The organism is Kitasatospora sp. NPDC054795 (assembly GCF_053611565.1).
Genome location: NZ_JBSHAP010000161.1, coordinates 1 through 18,811, shown reverse-complemented (window position 1 = coordinate 18,811; position 18,811 = coordinate 1). Strand labels below are relative to the sequence as shown.

Annotated in this window: 18 protein-coding genes; 12 read left to right on the top strand and 6 right to left on the bottom strand. The window is 73.8% G+C overall.

What is annotated here, in order from left to right:
• From ACWGJO_RS36780 to ACWGJO_RS36770, 3 genes are all read left to right on the top strand, one after another.
• The coding region (locus ACWGJO_RS36780) for an acyl-CoA dehydrogenase family protein (RefSeq protein WP_157846636.1) at positions 1-87 on the top strand (87 nt) is incomplete at its 5' end.
• 171 nt (positions 88-258) lie between these two features.
• Positions 259-1,125 (top strand): oxidoreductase, encoded by an 867-nt coding sequence (locus ACWGJO_RS36775; protein WP_452190022.1) that lies wholly within the window; start codon positions 259-261, stop codon positions 1,123-1,125.
• A gap of 109 nt (positions 1,126-1,234) precedes the next feature.
• Complete coding sequence (locus ACWGJO_RS36770) at positions 1,235-1,732, top strand: GNAT family N-acetyltransferase (protein ID WP_452190021.1); 498 nt, start codon at positions 1,235-1,237, stop codon at positions 1,730-1,732.
• Here the strand turns inward: ACWGJO_RS36770 and ACWGJO_RS36765 are convergent.
• Positions 1,725-2,321, bottom strand: coding sequence for an NAD(P)H-dependent oxidoreductase (locus tag ACWGJO_RS36765; RefSeq protein ID WP_452190020.1), 597 nt, complete (start codon positions 2,319-2,321; stop codon positions 1,725-1,727). The genes ACWGJO_RS36770 and ACWGJO_RS36765 overlap by 8 nt on opposite strands.
• A 125-nt stretch (positions 2,322-2,446) precedes the next feature.
• Between ACWGJO_RS36765 and ACWGJO_RS36760 the strand changes: the two genes are divergently transcribed.
• A complete protein-coding gene (locus ACWGJO_RS36760; protein ID WP_452190019.1) occupies positions 2,447-3,100 on the top strand; it encodes a class I SAM-dependent methyltransferase in 654 nt (217 codons plus the stop codon).
• 41 nt (positions 3,101-3,141) lie between these two features.
• On the opposite strand, the gene ACWGJO_RS36755 is transcribed toward ACWGJO_RS36760, so the two are convergent.
• Positions 3,142-3,525 (bottom strand): MerR family transcriptional regulator, encoded by a 384-nt coding sequence (locus ACWGJO_RS36755; protein ID WP_359910136.1) that lies wholly within the window; start codon positions 3,523-3,525, stop codon positions 3,142-3,144.
• Positions 3,526-3,707: 182 nt separating this feature from the next.
• On the opposite strand from ACWGJO_RS36755, the gene ACWGJO_RS36750 reads away from it, so the two are divergent.
• Together ACWGJO_RS36750 and ACWGJO_RS36745 are read left to right on the top strand one after the other, a co-directional pair.
• Entirely contained in the window at positions 3,708-4,202 is a 495-nt protein-coding gene (locus tag ACWGJO_RS36750) for a peptidylprolyl isomerase (protein WP_387695760.1), read from the top strand.
• Positions 4,203-4,516: 314 nt separating this feature from the next.
• The gene (locus ACWGJO_RS36745) at positions 4,517-5,095 is read left to right on the top strand and encodes a hypothetical protein (protein ID WP_387695759.1); all 579 of its coding nucleotides are present in this window, start codon (positions 4,517-4,519) and stop codon (positions 5,093-5,095) included.
• A 55-nt stretch (positions 5,096-5,150) separates the two neighbouring features.
• Here ACWGJO_RS36745 and ACWGJO_RS36740 read toward each other — a convergent pair whose 3' ends face one another.
• Positions 5,151-5,636 (bottom strand): hypothetical protein, encoded by a 486-nt coding sequence (locus ACWGJO_RS36740; protein WP_452190018.1) that lies wholly within the window; start codon positions 5,634-5,636, stop codon positions 5,151-5,153.
• Positions 5,637-5,674: 38 nt separating this feature from the next.
• Complete coding sequence (locus ACWGJO_RS36735) at positions 5,675-6,643, bottom strand: LCP family protein (RefSeq protein ID WP_380547413.1); 969 nt, start codon at positions 6,641-6,643, stop codon at positions 5,675-5,677.
• 818 nt (positions 6,644-7,461) lie between these two features.
• Between ACWGJO_RS36735 and ssuE the strand changes: the two genes are divergently transcribed.
• The 6 genes from ssuE to ACWGJO_RS36705 all read left to right on the top strand — a co-directional run bounded on the left by ssuE (position 7,462) and on the right by ACWGJO_RS36705 (position 15,821).
• Complete coding sequence (gene ssuE / locus ACWGJO_RS36730; protein ID WP_452190017.1) at positions 7,462-8,016, top strand: NADPH-dependent FMN reductase; 555 nt, start codon at positions 7,462-7,464, stop codon at positions 8,014-8,016.
• Positions 8,017-8,339: 323 nt separating this feature from the next.
• Positions 8,340-9,128: an ABC transporter ATP-binding protein gene (locus ACWGJO_RS36725; RefSeq protein WP_452190016.1), complete on the top strand. Its 789-nt coding sequence runs from the start codon at positions 8,340-8,342 to the stop codon at positions 9,126-9,128.
• Between the two features lie 16 nt (positions 9,129-9,144).
• Positions 9,145-11,715 carry an ABC transporter permease gene (locus ACWGJO_RS36720; protein ID WP_452190023.1) on the top strand — a complete coding sequence of 857 codons (2,571 nt, stop codon included), beginning with the start codon at positions 9,145-9,147 and terminating at the stop codon, positions 11,713-11,715.
• 165 nt (positions 11,716-11,880) lie between these two features.
• Entirely contained in the window at positions 11,881-13,917 is a 2,037-nt protein-coding gene (locus ACWGJO_RS36715; RefSeq protein WP_452190015.1) for a hypothetical protein, read from the top strand.
• A gap of 161 nt (positions 13,918-14,078) precedes the next feature.
• Positions 14,079-15,119: a glycosyltransferase family 2 protein gene (locus ACWGJO_RS36710; RefSeq protein ID WP_452190014.1), complete on the top strand. Its 1,041-nt coding sequence runs from the start codon at positions 14,079-14,081 to the stop codon at positions 15,117-15,119.
• Between the two features lie 87 nt (positions 15,120-15,206).
• Positions 15,207-15,821 (top strand): acyltransferase, encoded by a 615-nt coding sequence (locus ACWGJO_RS36705; protein ID WP_452190013.1) that lies wholly within the window; start codon positions 15,207-15,209, stop codon positions 15,819-15,821.
• Here the strand turns inward: ACWGJO_RS36705 and ACWGJO_RS36700 are convergent, their stop codons facing one another.
• Positions 15,822-17,423 carry an LCP family protein gene (locus ACWGJO_RS36700; RefSeq protein ID WP_452190012.1) on the bottom strand — a complete coding sequence of 534 codons (1,602 nt, stop codon included), beginning with the start codon at positions 17,421-17,423 and terminating at the stop codon, positions 15,822-15,824.
• Between the two features lie 225 nt (positions 17,424-17,648).
• A partial coding sequence (locus ACWGJO_RS36695; protein ID WP_452190011.1) for an LCP family protein occupies positions 17,649-18,811 on the bottom strand: 1,163 nt, incomplete at its 5' end.

Sequence of the window (18,811 nt, the reverse complement as noted above, 5' to 3'; positions counted from 1 at the left end):
CGGATGATGCGGGACGCGAAGATCACGCAGATCTACGAGGGCACCAACCAGGTCCAGCGGATCGTGATGGCCCGCAACCTCCCGTAACCCCACCCGACACCTCACTCGACGTACACCCACGGCCCCCGACCGCCTCTCCGCGGTCGGGGGCCGTATGTCGTCCGGCATCGAACCGTCCTGGACGCGGCCCCCGTGACGGTGTCATAAATGATCGTCAACTCACGGGCAGCACGCGACGATTGCGAGAGATCGACGATCATGGGCAGCACCCCCGAGCAGCACCCCGCCGGCAAGGTCTGGCTGATCACCGGCGCCAACTCCGGCTTCGGCCGGGCGCTCACCGAGGCCGCGCTGGCGGCCGGCGACACCGTCGTGGCCGCCGCCCGGCGCCCCGAGACGCTGGCGGAGCCGGCCGCCGCGCACCCGGACCGGCTGTTCCCGGTCCGGCTGGACGTCACCGACCAGGAGCGGATCGCGGCCGTCGTCGCGGAGACCGTCCAGCGGCACGGCCGGATCGACGTCCTGGTCAACAACGCCGGGCGCGGGCTGATCGGCGCCGTCGAGGAGTCCACCGACCGCGAGCTGCGGGACCTGATGGAGCTGCACTTCTTCGGCCCGGCCGCACTCACCCGGGCCGTGCTGCCGCACCTGCGGGCCCGGGGCTCGGGCGCGGTGGTGCAGATGAGCAGCATGGGCGGCCGCTTCAGCTTCCCCGGGGTGGGCGCCTACTCGGCCACCAAGTTCGCGCTGGAGGGGCTGTCCGAGGCGCTGGCCAAGGAGGTGGCCGGCTTCGGGGTCAAGGTGCTGATCGTCGAGCCCGGCGCGTTCCGGACCGGCTTCGCGGGCGGCGACGCGCTCGCCCACAGCGCCCCGATCGAGGCGTACGAGCCGCTCGTCGGCCCGGTCCGCACCGGGCTGCCGGACAGCGACGGCAAGCAGGCCGGCGACCCGGCGAGGGCCGCCGAGGCGATCCTGGCCGCGCTGGCCGCCGAGCACACCCCGCTGCGGCTCGCGCTCGGCAGCGACGCGGTGGACGGCGTTCTCGGCACCCTCGACGAGGCGCGGCGGGAGGCCGAGACGTGGGCGGCGGTCGGCCGCGGCACCGACTTCCCGGCCGGCGAGTAGCCCACCGGCCGGTGGAGGGCCCCGCCCCCGGTCGGTGGACGGCCCCGCCCCCGGCCGCGCGACGAAAACCGCGCGACGGCGGGCAGCCGCGCTCCGTAGGCTGCCCGCCATGTCCTCCGCGCCCACCAGGCCCTCCGTGCTCAGCCTGGCCCCCATCACCCCCGAGAACGTCGACGCCGCCCTCGCCCTGCGGGTCCGCCCCGATCAGGAGGCCCTGGTGGCGCCGGTGGTGAGGTCGCTGGCCGAGGCGTACGCCTACGGGGAGGCCGCCTGGCCCCGGCTGATCCTGGACGACGGGCGGCCGGTCGGCTTCGTGATGGCCTTCTTCGACCTCACCTTCTACCCCGACCGCCCCGGCGACCGCCCCCGCTCCGGCCTGTGGCGGCTGCTGATCGACGCCGAGCGGCAGCGCGGCGGCTACGGCCGCTTCGCCGTCGAGCAGGTCTGCGCCGAGATCCGCCGCCGCGGCGGATCCCGCGTCACCGTCACCCACCACCCGGGCCCGAACGGCCCGGAGGAGTTCTACGCCCGTCTCGGCTTCCGCCCGACCGGCGAGCTGAGCGGCGGCCAGACCGTCGCCGAACTGGACCTCCTGCCGCTCAGCTGAGCAGCGCCGCGGCCTGCTCCCGGGCCTGTCGCAGCCAGCCGGCGCGCTCGGCGTCGGAGGAGTCGGTGACCGTGCGGAACACCGTCCGCCGTACCTCGGCGACCCCGACGTACGGCAGCACGCAGGCCGCCCAGATCCGCTCCAGCGGGTCGCCGAACTCCTCGCGCTCGCGGGCCTCCGGGGTGTCCGAGGTGTTCAGCACCAGTGCCCGGCCGGCCCGCAGCAGCCCGGCCGGCTCGCCGTCGGCCGTCCCGAGCTTGTACGCGACGCCGGGCACCAGGACCCGCTGCACCCAGCCGGTGAGCACCGCGGGCGGCATGCCCCACCAGTTGGGGTGGATCAGCACCAGCGCGTCCAGGGCGGCCACCTCGGCGCGGTGCAGGGCGAGGACCGGATCCCCGGACTGTTCCGCCGCGGCCACCGTGCCGGTCTCCTCGGCGGCCAGCAGCAGCGCGAAGCCCTCCGCGTACAGGTCGTGGGCGCGTACCCGGCAGCCGCGCTCCCGTAGTTCGTCCACCACGGCCCCGTACAGCGCGTGGTTGAAGCTCCCCGGCCGCGGATGCGCCAGGTAGACCCCGATCGTGCTCATCTTCCGTCCCCCTCGGGCTGGTTGGCCGGACCGATGGTAGGCGCGTGCCCCGCTGTCGCGCACCCGGCAAGGATCCGCCGGACACGCCCCCGGGTCCGGTCGGCCGCCCGGTAGGGTCCGGGGCCATGACCGAGCCGGACTTCCTCGCCGAGACCAGGGCGTTCTACGACGCCGTCGCCACCGAGTACACCGAGCTCTTCCGGGACGCGTTGGACCGCATGCCGATGGACCGGGCGATGCTGGGGCTCTTCGCCGACCTGGTCCGCGCCGAGCGGCAGGGCGGCAGGACGGCCGAACTCGGCTGCGGCCCGGGCCGGATGACCGGCCCGCTGCATCGGCTCGGCGTGGACGTGCACGGGATCGACCTCTCGCCGCGGATGGTCGAGCTCGCCCGGCAGGCCCACCCGGAGGTGCCGTTCAGCGTCGGTTCGATGTTCGACCTCCCCTTCCGGGACGGGGAGCTGACCGGCGTGGTGGCCTGGTACTCGATCATCCACACTCCGGCGGAGCGGCTGCCCGAGGTGTTCGCCGAGTGCGCCCGGGTGCTCGCCCCCGGCGGCCACCTGATGCTCGCCTTCCAGGTCGGCGACCTGCCGTCGCGCCAGGAGCGCCCCTTCGGCCACCCGGTGTCGCTGGACTTCCGCCGGCTGCGGCCGGAGCACGTCGAGGAGCTGGTGCGGGAGGCCGGCCTGGCGGTCACCTCCCGTACGGTCCGTGAGCCGGAGGGGGACGAGAAGACCCCGCAGGCCTATCTACTGGCCCGCAGGCCGAAGGGCTGAGGCCTCCAGTCCGGCCTCCAGCGGGCCTCCAGCGCGGCCTTCTACGCCGCCTCGGACGAGGACGGCGGCTGCCCGGAGGCGGTCGCGATCACTTCGTCCAGCACCTCGCGGGAGCGCAGCAGGTCGCTGATCGTCCGGTCGATCCGTTCGCGCTCCGCGGTGAGCTCCTCGACCAGCAGCGGGGTGGCGACCTCGTTCGGGCTGCCGTCGGAGTCCCGCATGCAGGGGAGGATCTTGTAGATGGTCCGGCTGTGCAGCCCGGCCGCGAACAGCTCCTGGATGTGCACCACCCGGTCGACGGCGGCCTCCGGGTACTCGCGGTGGCCGCCCTCGGTGCGGCGGGCGGCGAGCAGGCCCTGCTGCTCGTAGTAGCGCAGCGAGCGTTCGCTCACACCCGTCCGACGGGCCAGTTCGCCGATCCGCACGCCGTCCACCCCGTCCCCGTGCCGCACTGAGGCCTGAAACCTGACATCGACCTGAAACCTGACATCGATGTTAGCTTCCCGGCCGCGACTCGGGGGCGGAAAACCGGATAACACAGCCGCGTCCGGCCGCGCCCGACCGGGGGCAGCGCGCGCCGAACAGGTGATCGTGCCATCATCCCTGCATGTCTTCCAACGTTTTCTTCGACATCACGATCAACGACGAGCCGGCCGGCCGGATCGTCTTCAAGCTGTACGACGACGTCGTTCCCAAGACCGCCCAGAACTTCCGCGAGCTGGCCACCGGCCAGAACGGCTTCGGCTACGCGGGCTCCGGCTTCCACCGCGTGATCCCGGCCTTCATGCTCCAGGGCGGTGACTTCACCAACCACAACGGCACCGGCGGCAAGAGCATCTACGGCGAGAAGTTCGCGGACGAGAACTTCCAGATCAAGCACGACCGCCCGGGCCTGCTGTCGATGGCCAACGCCGGCCGCAACACCAACGGCTCGCAGTTCTTCATCACCACCATCGTCACCGACTGGCTGGACGGCAAGCACGTCGTCTTCGGCGAGGTCCTCGAGGGCATGGACCTGGTCAAGAAGATCGAGGGCCTCGGCTCGCAGAGCGGCCGCACCTCGGCCAAGATCTCCATCGCCGCCTCCGGCGAGGTCAAGTAGTCGCCGCCGCCACTGGCGCGCACCGCCCCGGAGCGGGACGTCGGATCTTCCGGCCTCCCGCTCCGGGGCGGTTTCGTACCCGCTCGCCGTACCCGCTTGCGCATCCGCCCCGGGCCCGTGTCCGCGCCGCGCCGGGCCGCGGTGCGGTGCGGTGCGGTGCGGTGCGGTGCGGCGGGCAGGGTAGCCGGGAGCGCCGCCGTCCGGGCCGGAACCGGGCAATCGTGCGGCCTTCCTTTGCCGGGGCCCTACGCTCGACTTCTCGGACGCGGCCCAAGCCGCGGCCGAACTCGACTCTGCGGCAAGGTGGTTGACCGATGGTGGAGCAGGGCGCCGACGACGGCGAGGTGACCTTCGAACAGGTGACGGTGGTCTCCCTGGCCGGCTGCGAGCCGGTCGGCCCGGCGCGGTTCGCCGTCCGGGTCGTCCGCGAGGGCATGACCGTCAAGCGGGTGGCCGGCTACTGGGTGCGCTGGGACGAGAGGTGGGGCGCGGAGGAGGTCCGCCACCACGCCCGCTGGGTCGCGGACGAGGAGTACGTGCGGCCGGACACCGGCAGCCTGGACGGCACCCTCGCGGTGATGGTCGCCGCGTACTGGACGGATCCGACGGGCGCCTTCCCGCGCCGCCCGGGCACCGAGACGGTGGTGACCTTCCGGCCGGGCGAGACCGAGCACGAGCTGGTGCTGGAGCAGCCCGCCCCGGTCGTCCACGCCGCCGCGGCCCCGTACCGCCCGGCCTCGCTCTCGGTGCAGCTGACCCACGCGAGGTGGCTGAGCGGCGACGGGCAGCCGATCCACTACGGCTTCTCGGGCGCCACCGAGGCGGCCGGCGGTGAGGGGGAGTGGCTGGTTCGCTTCCCGGAGTGCGGCACCGGGCTGCTGCCGTTCGTCTAGGCCGGCCGCTTCCCGTACCGGTCCGTGCCCGTCCGGTCCGGTGCGTCCGGCGCGTTCAGGAGGGGCTCGGGGCGGGCCGGGCCGGTACCGGGCAGGTCCACCGGCCGCCCGTCCGCATCCCCACCTTGCGCGCCGGGACGCCGGCCCAGACCTCCCCGGGGCCGGTCGAGCGGGTGAGCACCGCGTTGGCGCCGACGACGGTGCCCGCGCCGACGGTCAGCACGCCCTCCTTGCACACCACCTTGGCGCCCGTGCACAGCACCGCGCCGTCCTCGACCACCACCCGCCGCATCATGCTCTCGTCCTGCGGTACCCACGGGTCGGCCCGGCCGATGGTCACGCCGTTGTAGAGCGTCACGCCGGCGCCGAGGGTGGTGCTCGGGTGCAGCACGGTGCCGAAGCCGCGGTGGAGGACGAGCAGTCCGGGCCCGATCTCGCAGGCGGCGGGCACCTCCATCCCGTAGAGCGCGAGCGCCTCCTGGACCAGGCGGCCCAGGAGGCGGTGGCGACGGCGGTGGATCAGCGCGGTGACGAGTGGCATCCACCCATTGTGTCGACGCGGTCGCACAGAGTCGCGGACTACTTGAAGTCCGGCACCGCGGTGTCGTTCTTGAAGGCGGCGAAGAGCTGCTTGGACTTGTTGGCGTCCCACAGCACGGCGGACTCGCCGGTCTTGGTCCGGTAGTCCGGGTTGCCTATCGGCACGGTCAGCGACTTGCCGCTGCCGCCGTTGACGTCCTTCATGGCGAGGAAGAGCGAGCCGAGGTCGGTCAGGCCGCAGTCCTCGTCGACGATCAGGGTGCCGAGCGCCGAGTCGACCAGCGGGTAGAAGGTGAACGGGTTCATCAGGTTGCCGGGGGAGGCGGCCTGGTGGGCCAGCGCGCCGAGGAACTTCTGCTGGTTGCGCATCCGGCCGAGGTCCTGGTCGGCCATCTGGTGGCGCTGGCGGACGAAGGCCAGCGCCTGCTTGCCGGTGAGGGTCTGGTCGCCGGCCTTGAGGTCGAGGCCGGAGTCCTTGTCCTGGACGTCCTGGTCGATCTTCATCTCGACGCCGCCGATCGAGTCGACGATGCCGACGAAGCCGCCGAAGCCGATCTCGGCGTAGTGGTCGATCCGCAGGCCGGTGTTCTGTTCGACGGTCTGGACCAGCAGCCGGCCGCCGCCGTTGCCGAAGGCCGAGTTGATCTTCGCGGTGGTGCCCTTGACCGGCTTGCCGTTGCTGCCCGGGTGGTCGGGGATCGGCACCCAGGAGTCGCGCGGGATGCTCATCAGGGTGTTCCCGTTGTCCCCGACGTGCAGGATCATCATCGAGTCGCTGCGCTTGCCCTCGGTGTCGTGCCCGGTGTGCAGGTCGTCCTGCTCGGCGTCGGTGAGGCCCTGGCGGCTGTCGGAGCCGACGATCAGCCAGTTGGTGCCCTTGCCCGCGGCCGGGCGGCCGGGGTAGTCGGCGAGCACGTTCTCGTGGTTGAGCTTGGAGTCCGCCCAGAACCAGGTGGAGACGGCGGTCACCATGACGGCGATCAGCACGCCGAAGACCGACCACTTCACGATCCGCCGCCGCGGCCAGCGCCGGGCCTGGGCGCCGGGCGGGCGGGTGCCGCCGGGCCCGCCGGGGCCACCGGGGCGGCCCTGACCGCCGGGGCCACCGGGCCCGCCGTGAGCACCGTGGCCTGCGGCACCGCCGGGTGCGCCGGGACGGCCTCCGGGTGCGCCGGCCCCCTGCGGGGGGACGCCGCCGAGCCGGGACGGCCCCGGCTGCCCGGGCTGTCGCGGCTGCCGTGGCGCGGCCGCCCCAGGTCCGCGCGGGTTCAGCGAGGACGGCAGCGGCGGCTCGGCCGCGCCGCCCCCGCCGTTTCCGCCGTACGGGTTCCCGCCGCCCCCCGGGCGGCCCTCCTGCCACGTGTTCATGCCGACGAGGATGCCCGACCCCGGTCGGGCTGACTCCCCCCGGGGGGTCCACCGGGCTTCTTGTAGCAGTTTTGATGCACGTACCGGATCGTCCCGCCGCAACGTCCGGACACCCCGTGTTCCAGCTGCTGAAACGTTTCTTGACCAGCGCGAACACAGCGTGTTTGCATTCCAGGCATGGATCAGCGTTGGGCACTCACGCGTCGGCGGCACGTCGACCTGCGGCGCGGTGTGGCCTGTTCGCTCTGTCGCGGCTGACGCGCGCCCGCCGAATCCCCGCACCCGCCGCACGTCCGCCGGCACAGCGCATCCGCCGCACGTCCGCCGACACAGCGCCCCCGGTGCACGTCCGCCGGCACCGCTCCCGGCACCGGCCCCCACCCGCGGCGCCTTCCCCCGCCGCACCCGGCCGGAACCCGCCGCACCGCGCCGCCCCGCTTCCACCCAGAGGTGAACCCATGGCCGTCGTCCTGTCCGTTTCCGGCTCCCCGTCCCCCACCTCCCGCACCACCCGCCTGCTGCGCCACGTCGACGCGCGGCTGGCGGAGCGCGGCCACCACGTCGTCCCCTTCGAGGCCCGCAGCCTGCCCGCGCACGCCCTGCTGTCGGGCGACTTCGACCACCCCGAGATCGTCGCCGTCACCGAGCTGTTCGCCCGCGCCGACGGCGTGGTCGTCGGCACTCCCGTCTACAAGGCCGCCTACTCGGGCCTGCTGAAGGCCCTGCTGGACGTGCTCCCGCAGTACGCGCTGGCCGGCAAGGCCGTCCTGCCGCTCGCCACCGGCGGCTCGCCCGCGCACGTCCTCGCGGTGGACTACGCGCTGCGCCCGGTGCTCAGCTCGATGGGCGCCGACCACATCACCCAGGGCTGGTTCGTGCTCGACCGCCACATCACCGCCCGGGAGGACGGGGCGACCCTGGTGGAGCGCGAGACCGAAGCCCTGCTGGTCCCGGTCGTGGAGGGCTTCGCCACGGCCCTGGAGCGGCTGGCCGCAACCGCGCTGACGAGCTGACGGACCGCCGCCGCGGCCCGTACGGGGCGTCCCCGAGACGGGCCGCGGCTACCCCTAGGGGGAGCGGCGCCGCGGCCCGTAGAACCTTGGTTGAGCGGCTTCATTCCGGCGGATGAGGAGCCGGCGGCCGTCGGCTCCTAACGTGGTTCACACATCCCCACCCGCCAGGAAGCGGCCCGATCGCGTCGGGTCCGGTGGCCAGGTCCACCGGGAGGGTGGAGACAACTCCCGGTCGAGGACTACCGCCTGCGCCATGTCATGAGGCGGGCGGGCCCGCGAGGCTGGGGGCCAACGGGTGAGCGCATCTTCCTTAGGAGAGTCCAGTGACGACGGCAGCAGCAGCCGTGTACGACCCCCAGCTTCCCGGCGGAGCGTCAGCCGTCGCCGCGTCGGCCCGTCAGGTCACCAAGGCGTACGGTTCGGGCGAGACCAGGGTGACCGCGCTCGACTCCGTCGACGTGGACATCCAGCGCGGCCGGTTCACCGCGATCATGGGCCCCTCGGGCTCCGGCAAGTCCACCCTGATGCACTGCCTGGCGGGCCTCGACACGGTCACCTCCGGCCTGATCCGGATCGGCGACACCGAGATCACCGGCCTCAAGGACAAGCAGCTCACCAGACTCCGGCGCGACAAGATCGGCTTCATCTTCCAGGCGTTCAACCTGCTCCCGACCCTGAGCGCGCTGGAGAACATCACGCTCCCGATGGACATCGCCGGTCGCAAGCCCGACCAGGCCTGGCTGGACCAGGTGGTGGAGACGGTCGGCCTGTCCGGCCGGCTCAAGCACCGTCCCTCCCAGCTCTCCGGCGGCCAGCAGCAGCGCGTCGCGGTGGCCCGGGCGCTGGCCGCCCGCCCCGAGATCATCTTCGGGGACGAGCCCACCGGGAACCTGGACTCCCGCTCCGGCGCCGAGGTGCTGACCTTCCTGCGCCGCTCGGTGGACGAGCTGGGCCAGACCATCGTGATGGTCACCCACGACCCGGTCGCCGCCGGCTACGCGGACCGCGTGCTCTTCCTCGCCGACGGCGTGATCGTGGACGAGATGTACGCGCCCACCGCCGACTCCGTCCTCGAACGCATGCGCCGTTTCGACGGCAAGCGCACCAGCTGAGCGGCGGGACGACACCATCATGCTGCTCAAGACCTCACTGCGGAGCTTCTTCGCCCACAAGGGCCGGATGGCGCTCTCGCTCATCGCCGTCGTGCTGTCGGTGGCCTTCGTCTCCGGCACCCTGGTGTTCTCCAACACCGCCACCGGCACCTTCGACAAGCTCTTCGCCGCGACCTCCTCCGACGTCTCGGTCAATCCGCCCAAGCCGGCCGAGGACGAGGAGCAGCAGGCCGCCGTCAAGCCGCCGACCGTCCCGGTCGCGCTGGAGCGGCAGGTCGCCGCGCTGCCCGGGGTGAAGAGCGCCGTCGGCCAGGTCCTGGTCGAGAACGCCGTGCTGATCGACCCGGCCACCAACAAGCTGGTCGGCCCGACCACCGGCGCGCCCACCCTGGTCGGCAACTGGACGGACACCCCGGCCAACCCGCTGAAGGTCACCTCCGGCCGCACACCGCGGGGCCCGACCGAGCTGCTGCTGGACGCGGACACCGTGAAGAAGGCCAAGCTCGGCCTCGGCGGCCGGCTCAGGGTCGAGAACCCCCTCGGCCGGCACGACTTCACCATCGTCGGCATCGGCACCTTCACCACCACCAACCCGGGCGCGGCGCTCGCGTTCCTGGACACCCCGACCGCCCAGCAGGTACTGCTCGGCGAGCAGGCCTTCAGCACCGTCGAGGCGTACGGCGACGGCAGCCGCGGCAACGACCGGCTCAAGGCGGACGCGCAGTCCGCGCTCGGCGGCGGGTACGTGGTGAAGACGGCGGCCGAGCAGAAGGCGGACCGCACCGAACAGGTCGGCAAGGGCCTGGACTTCATGAAGTACGCGATGCTCGGCTTCGCCTTCGTCTCGGCGATCGTCGGCGCGTTCCTGATCGTCAACACCTTCTCGATGCTGGTCGCCCAGCGCACCCGGGAGATCGGCCTGCTGCGCGCCATCGGCGGCAGCCGGCGGCAGGTCAACCGCTCGGTGCTGGTCGAGGCGCTGATCCTGGGTGTGCTCGGCTCGACCCTCGGGGTCGCGGCCGGCCTGGGCGTGGCGGTCGGCCTGATCAAGCTGATGACCGCGATCGGCATGGACCTGGAGGCGGCCGACCTGCGGATCGGGCCGGACGTGTTCGTCGCCGGGTACGCGCTGGGCATCGTGGTCACCCTGGTCGCGGCCTGGTTCCCGGCCCGCCGGGCGAGCTGGATCTCGCCGATGGCCGCCCTGCGCGACCACGGCACTCCGACCGAGGGCCGCGCCAACCTGGTCCGTACCGTCCTCGGCCTGCTGCTGACGGCCGGCGGCGGCGCCCTGCTGGTGCTCGGCGCGCGGGCGGAGAAGGCGGCCACCGGCGGCCAGTACCTGGGCCTGGGCGTGGTGCTCACCCTGATCGGCTTCGTGGTGCTCGGCCCGCTGCTGGCCTCGGCCGTCGTCCGGGTGCTCGGCGCGCTGCTGCCGGCGTTGTTCGGGCCGTCCGGCAAGCTCGCCCAGCGCAACGCGATGCGCAACCCGCGCCGCACCGGCGCCACCGCCGCCGCGCTGATGATCGGCCTGGCGCTGGTGATCGCCTCCGCGGTGTTCAGCTCCTCGGCCGTCACCTCGACCAGCGCGCAGATCGACAAGTCGGTGGGCGCGGACTACATCATCTCCGGTGGCCGCACCGCGATCACGCCCGAGATGCTGGACGCCGTCGAGCGGACCCCGGGCATCGACCACATCACCACCCAGCGGTTCTTCGCCGCCAAGGTCCGGCTGTCGGACGGGCAGCAGGCCAAGACCCCGCTGACCGCGGTCCCGCCGTCCTTCTTCGGCACCGACTTCCGGCCGACCGTCGACTCCGGCGCGCTGGACTCGCTCCAGCGCGGCTCGCTGGGGATCGGCGCCGCCTTCGCCAAGGACCACAACCTGAAGGTCGGCGACCAGGTCACCGTCGACTACGGCCAGGGCCGCACCCAGGCGCTGCCGGTCGGCGCGGTCCTCGGCAAGGGCGACCTGTTCGGCGGCGGCTCCTTCGTCGCCGTGGACACCATGGCGAAGGCCGTCCCGGCCGTCGAGCAGCCGCCGGTGTGGACCTTCTTCGCCAAGGCCGCCCAGGGCGCCGACGTCCAGAAGACGCTGACCGCGCTGGAGGACGGGCTGAAGGAGTACCCGCAGCTGACCATCAAGGACCGGGCCGGCTACAAGGAACTCGCCCAGTCCCAGATCAACACCCTGCTCTACCTGATCTACGGGCTGGTCGCCCTCTCGATCACGGTCGCGGTGCTCGGCGTGATCAACACCCTGGCGCTGTCGGTGGTCGAGCGGACCCGCGAGATCGGCCTGCTGCGGGCGATCGGGCTCTCCCGCCGCCAGCTGCGCCGGATGATCCGGCTGGAGTCCGTGGTGATCGCGCTGTTCGGCGCCGTCCTCGGCACCGGACTGGGGCTCGCCTGGGGCGTCACCGTCCAGGGAGTGCTGCGGGACCAGGGCCTGGGGACGCTCTCCGTCCCGACCACCATGGTGGCGATCACGCTGGTCTCCTCGGTGCTGATCGGCCTGTTCGCCGCACTCGTCCCGGCCTTCCGGGCCGGACGCATGAACGTCCTCGCGGCCATCGCGACGGACTGAGCCGGCTCCGGGGTCGCCGGGCCCCGGAGCACGGGGGAGACGGGGGAAACGGGGGAACGGGGGCCGGGTGCGCACAGCACCCGGCCCCGGCGCCGTTCCCCGCCCCTTGCCGGAAGGCCGCCGCCGAGGCGCGTTCCGTTTCCCCCGGGCTGGGATGATCGTCCGATGTTCCCCTCGGACGCCCCGCCGCTGCCCAGCGCCGCGCCCCTCACCAGTGCCGCCGCCACCCGCTGGCGCGCCGCCCGGACCGCCTGGCGGCTGGACAGCCGGTGGCTCGCGCTGCTGCCGATCGCCTTCCTGGCCCTGGCCGCCGCGGTGGAGCCGGACAGCGGAGGGGCCTGCAACGCCCAGGGCATCTGCCGGGAGACCTGGGGCGAGACCCTGGCCCTCTGGACGCTGCTGGCCGAGGCCGTCCTGCTGATCGGCCGGCCCCGCGTCCGGCCGCTCGTCCCGGTCGCCGCCCTGGCCCTGTTCTGGTACCTCCCGAACGGCCTGGTCACCCCGTTCGCCCGCTGGTCCGCCGTGCTGCTGCACCTGCTGCTGGCCGCCGTCCTGATCGGCGCCGACCTCGGCCGCCGCCGCGCCCGCCACCAGCTCGACGAACTGATGGCCCCGCCCGTCCCCTTCCCCTGGACGGCCGCCGGCGCGCCCTCGCCCGTCCACCCCCCGCACGTGCCGGTCGGGCGGCGGGCGCTCGGCGTGCTGTTCCTGGTCGCCGCCGCCGCGCTGCCGTTGTACGGCCTGTGGGCGCAGTCCCAGCAGGAGGAGCGGGACGGCGCGGCCGTGCGGGTCACCGGCACCGCGGGGGAGTTCGACCGGGACGGCCTGCTGACCGTCCACTACCAGGACCCCCGCCGCGGAGACGTGACGGTCGCCGCGCCGCCCGGCGCCGCCGCCGGGCCCACCGCGAAGCTGGACGTGTGGTGGGCCGAGCGACCGCAGCCGGGCCAGACGATCCCGCTGCTGCTGGACGGCGACCGGGTCCGCGCGCTGGGCGACGACTACGACCTGTCCGGCGAGGCGCTCCTCGGCGGCCTGCTCGCCCTGCCCGGCCTGCTGCTGCTCGGCTCCGCCCTGGCCCACGACGCCCGCCGCACCCGGCCCGCCTTCGAGGGCACCGCTCCGGCCCTGGCCGTCCGGGTCCGGGCCGACGCCCAGGGCGACCTGCTGGTGCTCCCGGTGGACGGCCCGGCGGACGGGCCCGCGCTGTGGCGGCTGAAGGAGTGGGAGCGCTACTACTGGGCCCGGGAGGGCCACCCGGACATGCCGGACCGCCCGGGCCCCGGCTGGCTGCCCGAGCACCCCGACCCGGAGGGCAACGAGGAGGACTACCCCGAGTCGGAACCGCGGCACGACCCGGCCGAGGAGGAGTACGGCGAGCTCGTCGAGCGCGCCACCCCGGACCAGGCCGCCGCCCGGCTGGCCCGGGCCGGCCGCAGCGTCCCGGCCGTGCTGTACCGCGGCCCGGACGGCCCCGACCAGCAGCTCCTGGTCCGCCCGGCCCTGCTGGACGGCGACCCGCACCGGGTGGCCTCCGTGGTCGCCCCCGTCGCCCGGGCCCCGCGGCTCGGCCGGCGCTCCGGGCGCTACCGCGAGCGCGAGCTGGCCGTCGCCGCGCTGACCGCCGAGACCGTCGCCGCCGCCCCCGAGGCCGGCTCGGACGCCCGGCCGCTGGACGCCTGCCGCTGGGAGATGCCGCTGCCGCTGCGGGCGGCGGCCGGACCGCTGGCGGCACTGCTGGTCGTCGCCGCCGTCGTGCTCCTCGACGACGACGGCTGGTGGGAGGGGCTGGTGCGCCCGCTGTGGATCGGCTCGCTGGCGATCCACGCCTGCGCCCAGACGTTCTCCTGGCAGCTGGTGGCCGACCGCGACGGCCTGCGGGTGGCCACCGCGCTGCGCACCCGCAGCTACCGCTGGGCGGAGATCTCGGCGGCGGCGGTGCACCGGAGTCTGCTGACGATCCGGCTGCGCGGCGGTCGGGAGTTCTCCTTCTTCAGCCGCCCGGCGGCCCGGCTGGCCGCCTTCTTCGGCGGGCGGTACGACCCGGCGGCGGTGGCCCGGACCGTCGCCACCGCCGCCCACCGCCCCGACCTGCGGCCGGCGCAGGCCCTGCCGGACCGGCTGGGCGGCCCCCAGCACCTGGTGAACCGGCTCGCGCTGACCGGTTACGCGGTGTTCACCGTCGCTCACTACGCTCTCTGAACCCACCCCGGACCGGCACCGGATCCACACCGCTTCCGGCCCGCGCGTAAGGGGGAGTACGGTGTTCTTGATCACAGCACCGGTGCCGCGCCGCGAGGCGTCCCCGGCCGCCCAGACCGGGACAAGACGGGGACGCGTCCGCACCGGTACGGTTGGCCCCGATGAACACCAAGGCTGCTGAGGAGCTGCCGGCTGTTTCCGTGATCATGCCGGTGCTCAACGAGGAACGTCACCTGCGCACGGCGGTCCGCCGCATCCTGGACCAGGAGTACCCCGGGCCGATGGAGGTGGTGATCGCCCTCGGTCCCTCCACCGACCGCACCGCGGAGATCGCGGCCGAGCTGGTGGCCGAGGACCCGCGGGTGCGGACGGTGGCGAACCCCACCGGCCGAACGCCGGCCGGGCTGAACGCCGCGATCCGGGGCTCACGGCACCCGATAGTCGTGCGCGTGGACGGCCACGGCCTGCTCACCCCCGGCTACATCACCACGGCGGTCCGGCTGCTCGGCGAGATGGAGGCGGCCAACGTCGGCGGCATCATGCACGCCGAGGGCGAGACCGAGTGGGAGCACGCGGTCGCCGCCGCGATGACCTCCAAGATCGGTGTCGGGAACGCGGCCTTCCACACCGGCGGCCTGGCCGGCCCGGCGGACACCGTCTACCTCGGGGTGTTCCGGCGCGAGGTGCTGGAGAAGCTCGGCGGCTACAACGAGGAGTTCATCCGCGCCCAGGACTGGGAGCTGAACTACCGGATCCGCCAGGACGGCGGCCTGGTCTGGTTCACCCCGCAGCTCAAGGTGACGTACCGGCCCCGCCCCTCGGTGCGGGCGCTGGCCAAGCAGTACAAGGACTACGGCCGCTGGCGCCGGGTGGTCACCCGCTACCATCGCGGCTCGGTCAACATGCGCTACCTCGCCCCGCCGGCCGCGCTGGCGGCGGTCGTCCTCGGGCTGGTGCTCGGCGCCGCCGTCCACCCCGCCTTCCTGGCGGTGCCCGGCGCGTACCTGATGGGCATCCTCGGCGGCGCCGCGGTCGAGGGCCGGGGGCTGTCGTTCAAGGCCAGGGCGCTGCTGCCGGTGGCCTTCGCGACCATGCACCTCAGCTGGGGCTTCGGCTTCCTGACCTCTCCGCGCTCGCTGGCCCGAAGAGTGATCGCCAGCGTCGGCCCGTCCTCCAAGGACGTGTTCTCGAAGACGGGTTGATCCTGCGGCGTGCCTGACACGCCCTGGCGCCCGCTGATTCGTCCCGGCAGCCCGCGGTGCCGTGCGGCGCCGCTATCGTCGGTGCGCATGGCGACAGTTGAGGACGGGGCGGGTGCGGCCCGGATCGAGCCGAGCGCGGACGTCGACGAACGGGCCGCGATCGGCGCCGGGACGGCGGTCTGGCACCTCGCCCAGGTCCGTGAGGACGCGGTGGTCGGTGCGGACTGCGTGATCGGCCGCGGCGCGTACGTCGGCCCCGGCGTGCGGATCGGGGACCGGGTCAAGGTGCAGAACCACGCGCTGGTGTACGAGCCGGCGGTGGTCGAGGACGGGGTGTTCATCGGCCCGGCCGCCGTCCTCACCAATGACCGGTACCCCCGCGCGGTCACTCCCGAGGGCCGCCCCAAGGGCCAACACGACTGGCGGGCCGAAGGGGTGACGCTCCGTCAGGGCTGCTCGATCGGCGGCCGCGCGGTGCTGGTCGCCGGGGTGACGGTCGGCCGCTGGGCACTGGTCGCGGCCGGCGCCGTGGTGCACCGGGACGTCCCGGACTTCGCGCTGGTCGCAGGTGTCCCGGCCCGCCGGATCGGCTGGGTCGGCCGGGCCGGCGAGCCGCTGCGGCCCACCGGGGACGGCGGCTGGCAGTGCCCCCGGACCTCCGAGCGGTACCGCGAGGAGGGCGGAACCCTCCTGCCAACCTAGCTACTTGGCGCAGACGTCGGTGTCGTCCGCCTGGACCCGCTGGAGGTCCTCGGGCGCCTCGGTGGGCGCCGCCGCCGGGTTGGCGGCGGCCAGCGCGTCCTTGCCGAGCACCAGGACCAGCCCGCCCTTCGGGTCCGACTTCGCGGCCGGCCGGACGGCGTCGCCGGGCAGGCCGAGGGCGGCGGCCAGGGCCTGGGCCTCGGCCTCCCGGCCGGACGGGTAGGACACCGTGGTGGTCTCGGCGGGCGGTGCGTCGCTGCCCACCACGGCCTTGTCGAAGCCCTTCGCCCGGAGCTTCTCCACGGTCGGCCCGGACTGTCCGCGGGTGCCGCTGCCGTTGCGCACCGTCAGCTGGACGCCCTTGCCGGAGACGGGCGGGGTGGTGGCGGCCGGGGCGGGCGGCGGGGTCGCGGCGCCGGTGGCCGGGGCCTCGGCGGCGGGCGGGTCGCTCGGCGGGGCGGCGGTCTCGGTCAGCGAGTGGTCGGCCGCCACCATCGCGAACAGCTGCCCGGCGTCCGGCTGCTTGAGGATCACCCGGTTCACGTCCTTGGGGTCGTCCAGGACGGGCGCGGTGGTGAAGGTGATGTTCTTGGTGTCCACCTTGCTGATGTCCAGCGCGAGGTCCTTGAGCTTGTCCACGCTGCCGATGCCGGAGTCCACGGTGAGCGCCTTGGTGGCGGCGTCCGCGAGCTTGTAGAGCTTGGTCGGGCTGGTCAGGGTGTCGTCGCTCTTGATCTTGCGGATCATCGAGCTGATGAACTGCTGCTGGAGCGGGATCCGGGTGAGGTCACCGCCCTGGCCGACCGCGTGCCGGGTGCGGACGAAGGCCAACGCCTCCTCGCCCTGGACCACGTGCCGGCCCTTGGTCATCTTGAGGTGGGAGCCGGAGTCGTTGATGTCCTTGGCCGCGCAGACCTCGACCCCGCCGACGGCGGTGGACAGGGTCTTCACCGCCTCGAAGTTGACCTGCACGAAGTGGTCGACCCGGATCCCGGTGTTCTTCTCGACGGTCTTCCAGGTGCAGCCGGCGTCGCGCCCCTCCTGGCCGAGGCTGTTGTTGAACTCCTCCCGCGCCGAGCCCTGGATCTTCTTCCCCTGGGCGTTCTGGCACTCCGGGATCGGCAGCATCAGGTCCCGCGGGAGGCTGATCACCGTCGCGTTGGTGCGGTCCTTGGCGATGTGGAACAGCAGCGTGGTGTCGGCGTGCCCGGTGCTGCCCTCGTCGCCGTACTCCCGGCCGAGGCCCTCCCGGCTGTCCGTGCCGATCACCAGGATGTTCAGCGCGTCCCCGGCGGCCGGGGGCCGCTCGGACTCGTCGCCCAGCTGGACCTTGACCGAGGTCAGGTTGTCGTTGAAGTGCCGGTACAGGTAGTACGCCCCGCCGCAGCCCGCCACCATCACCAGGGCGCCCGCCCCGGCCGTCCACTTGAGCGCCCGTCGGCGCCGGCTGCGCTTGGCGAGCGCGGCCGCCCGCCGCCGGCTGTCCCGGCGGCCCTCCGGGGCCGGTGCCGCCGGTGCCTCGCCGGCCCGCCGGCGCTGCCGGGGGACGCCGGGAGCCGGGTCGACCCGGTACCGGCCGCCTTCCGGTTGCTCCTCGTGCACGGGGGTTCCCTACCTTCGACCGGTCACGGCTGCGGACCGCCCGTACGGACGGGCCGATCCGGACACACTAGACGAGCCGAACGGGGGAGTCGTTCCCGGTGTGATCTCCGCCATGTTCCGGCAGGGCGGGGATAAATACCGCTCGTGGCCGAGCAATTGCGGAAACGTCCGGATCGGCCGACGGGGCCGGACCGGCGTTCACCGGTGTGGTCGGGGGCCGGCGGTTCAGTGCGGGGCGCAGGCGTCCACGTCGGCGGTGCGTCCCTCGAAGGTGGGCGCGGCGCTCGCGGAGGGTGACGCGGTCGCCGTCACCGCCGCCGCGGCCTCGGCCGTCGGGCCCGCCCCCGGGCCGGCGCCCGGGGACGGGCCCGGCGAGGGCGAGGGCGAGGAGCCGGGCGGCCGGACGGCGACCGGCCGGTCGTCCCGCAGCGCCGCGAACAACTGGCCGGTCTGCGGCTGCACGAACTCGTCCCGGTCCGAGTCGTAGCGGTACGGGCGGCGCGGCGCGGTCAGGAAGACCACGTCCGCCGAGGGGACGCCACGCAGGTCCTGGGTGAGGTCGTACAGCGCGCCGAGCGAGGACAGCCCGCCGTCCGCCCGCACCGAGGAGGTCGCGGCGTCCAGCACCGGCCACAGCTTCGCCGGGTTCAGCAGCACGCCCTGCGACTGCGCCTTGCGGATCAGCGCGGCCAGGAACTGCTGCTGGCGGCCCATGCGTTGGGTGTCGCTGCCGTCGCCCAGGCTCTCCCGGGCCCGGACGTAGCCGAGCGCCTGCTCGCCGTGCAGGATCTGCCGGCCGGCGGGCAGGTCGAGCCTGGCGTCCTTGTCGTGGATCGGCTGCGGCACGCACACCTCGACCCCGCCGATCGCGTCCACCATCGTCTTGAAGCCGCTGAAGTCGAGGATCACGTAGTGGTCGATCCGGATGCCGCTCAACTTCTCGACGGTCCGGATCGAACAGGCCGGACCGCCCGTCTCGAAGGCCTGGTTGAACTGCATCAGCGCGGGCTTGCTGCGGGTGCCGTCCGGCTTCTCGCAGGCGGGGACGGAGACCATGACGTCGCGCGGCACCGAGACCGCCGTCGCGTGCCCCCGGTCGGCGGCCAGGTGCAGCAGGATCGTGGTGTCCGAGCGCTCGGTGCCGCTCCCACCGCCGTACGAGCCGTTCGCGCCGGAGCGGTCGTCGCTGCCGATCAGCAGGATGTTCTGGGCACCCCGCGCCCCGGCGGTGCGGCTCGGCCGCTCGGCCTCCAGCCGGGCCAGCAGCCGGTCGGTGGCCGAGTCGGTGCGGATGTTGCCGTCCAGCTTGCGGTAGGCGATCCAGAGCAGCACGCCGGTGGCGACCAGCAGGAACGCGACGGCGCCGGCGGTGATCATCAACCACCGCC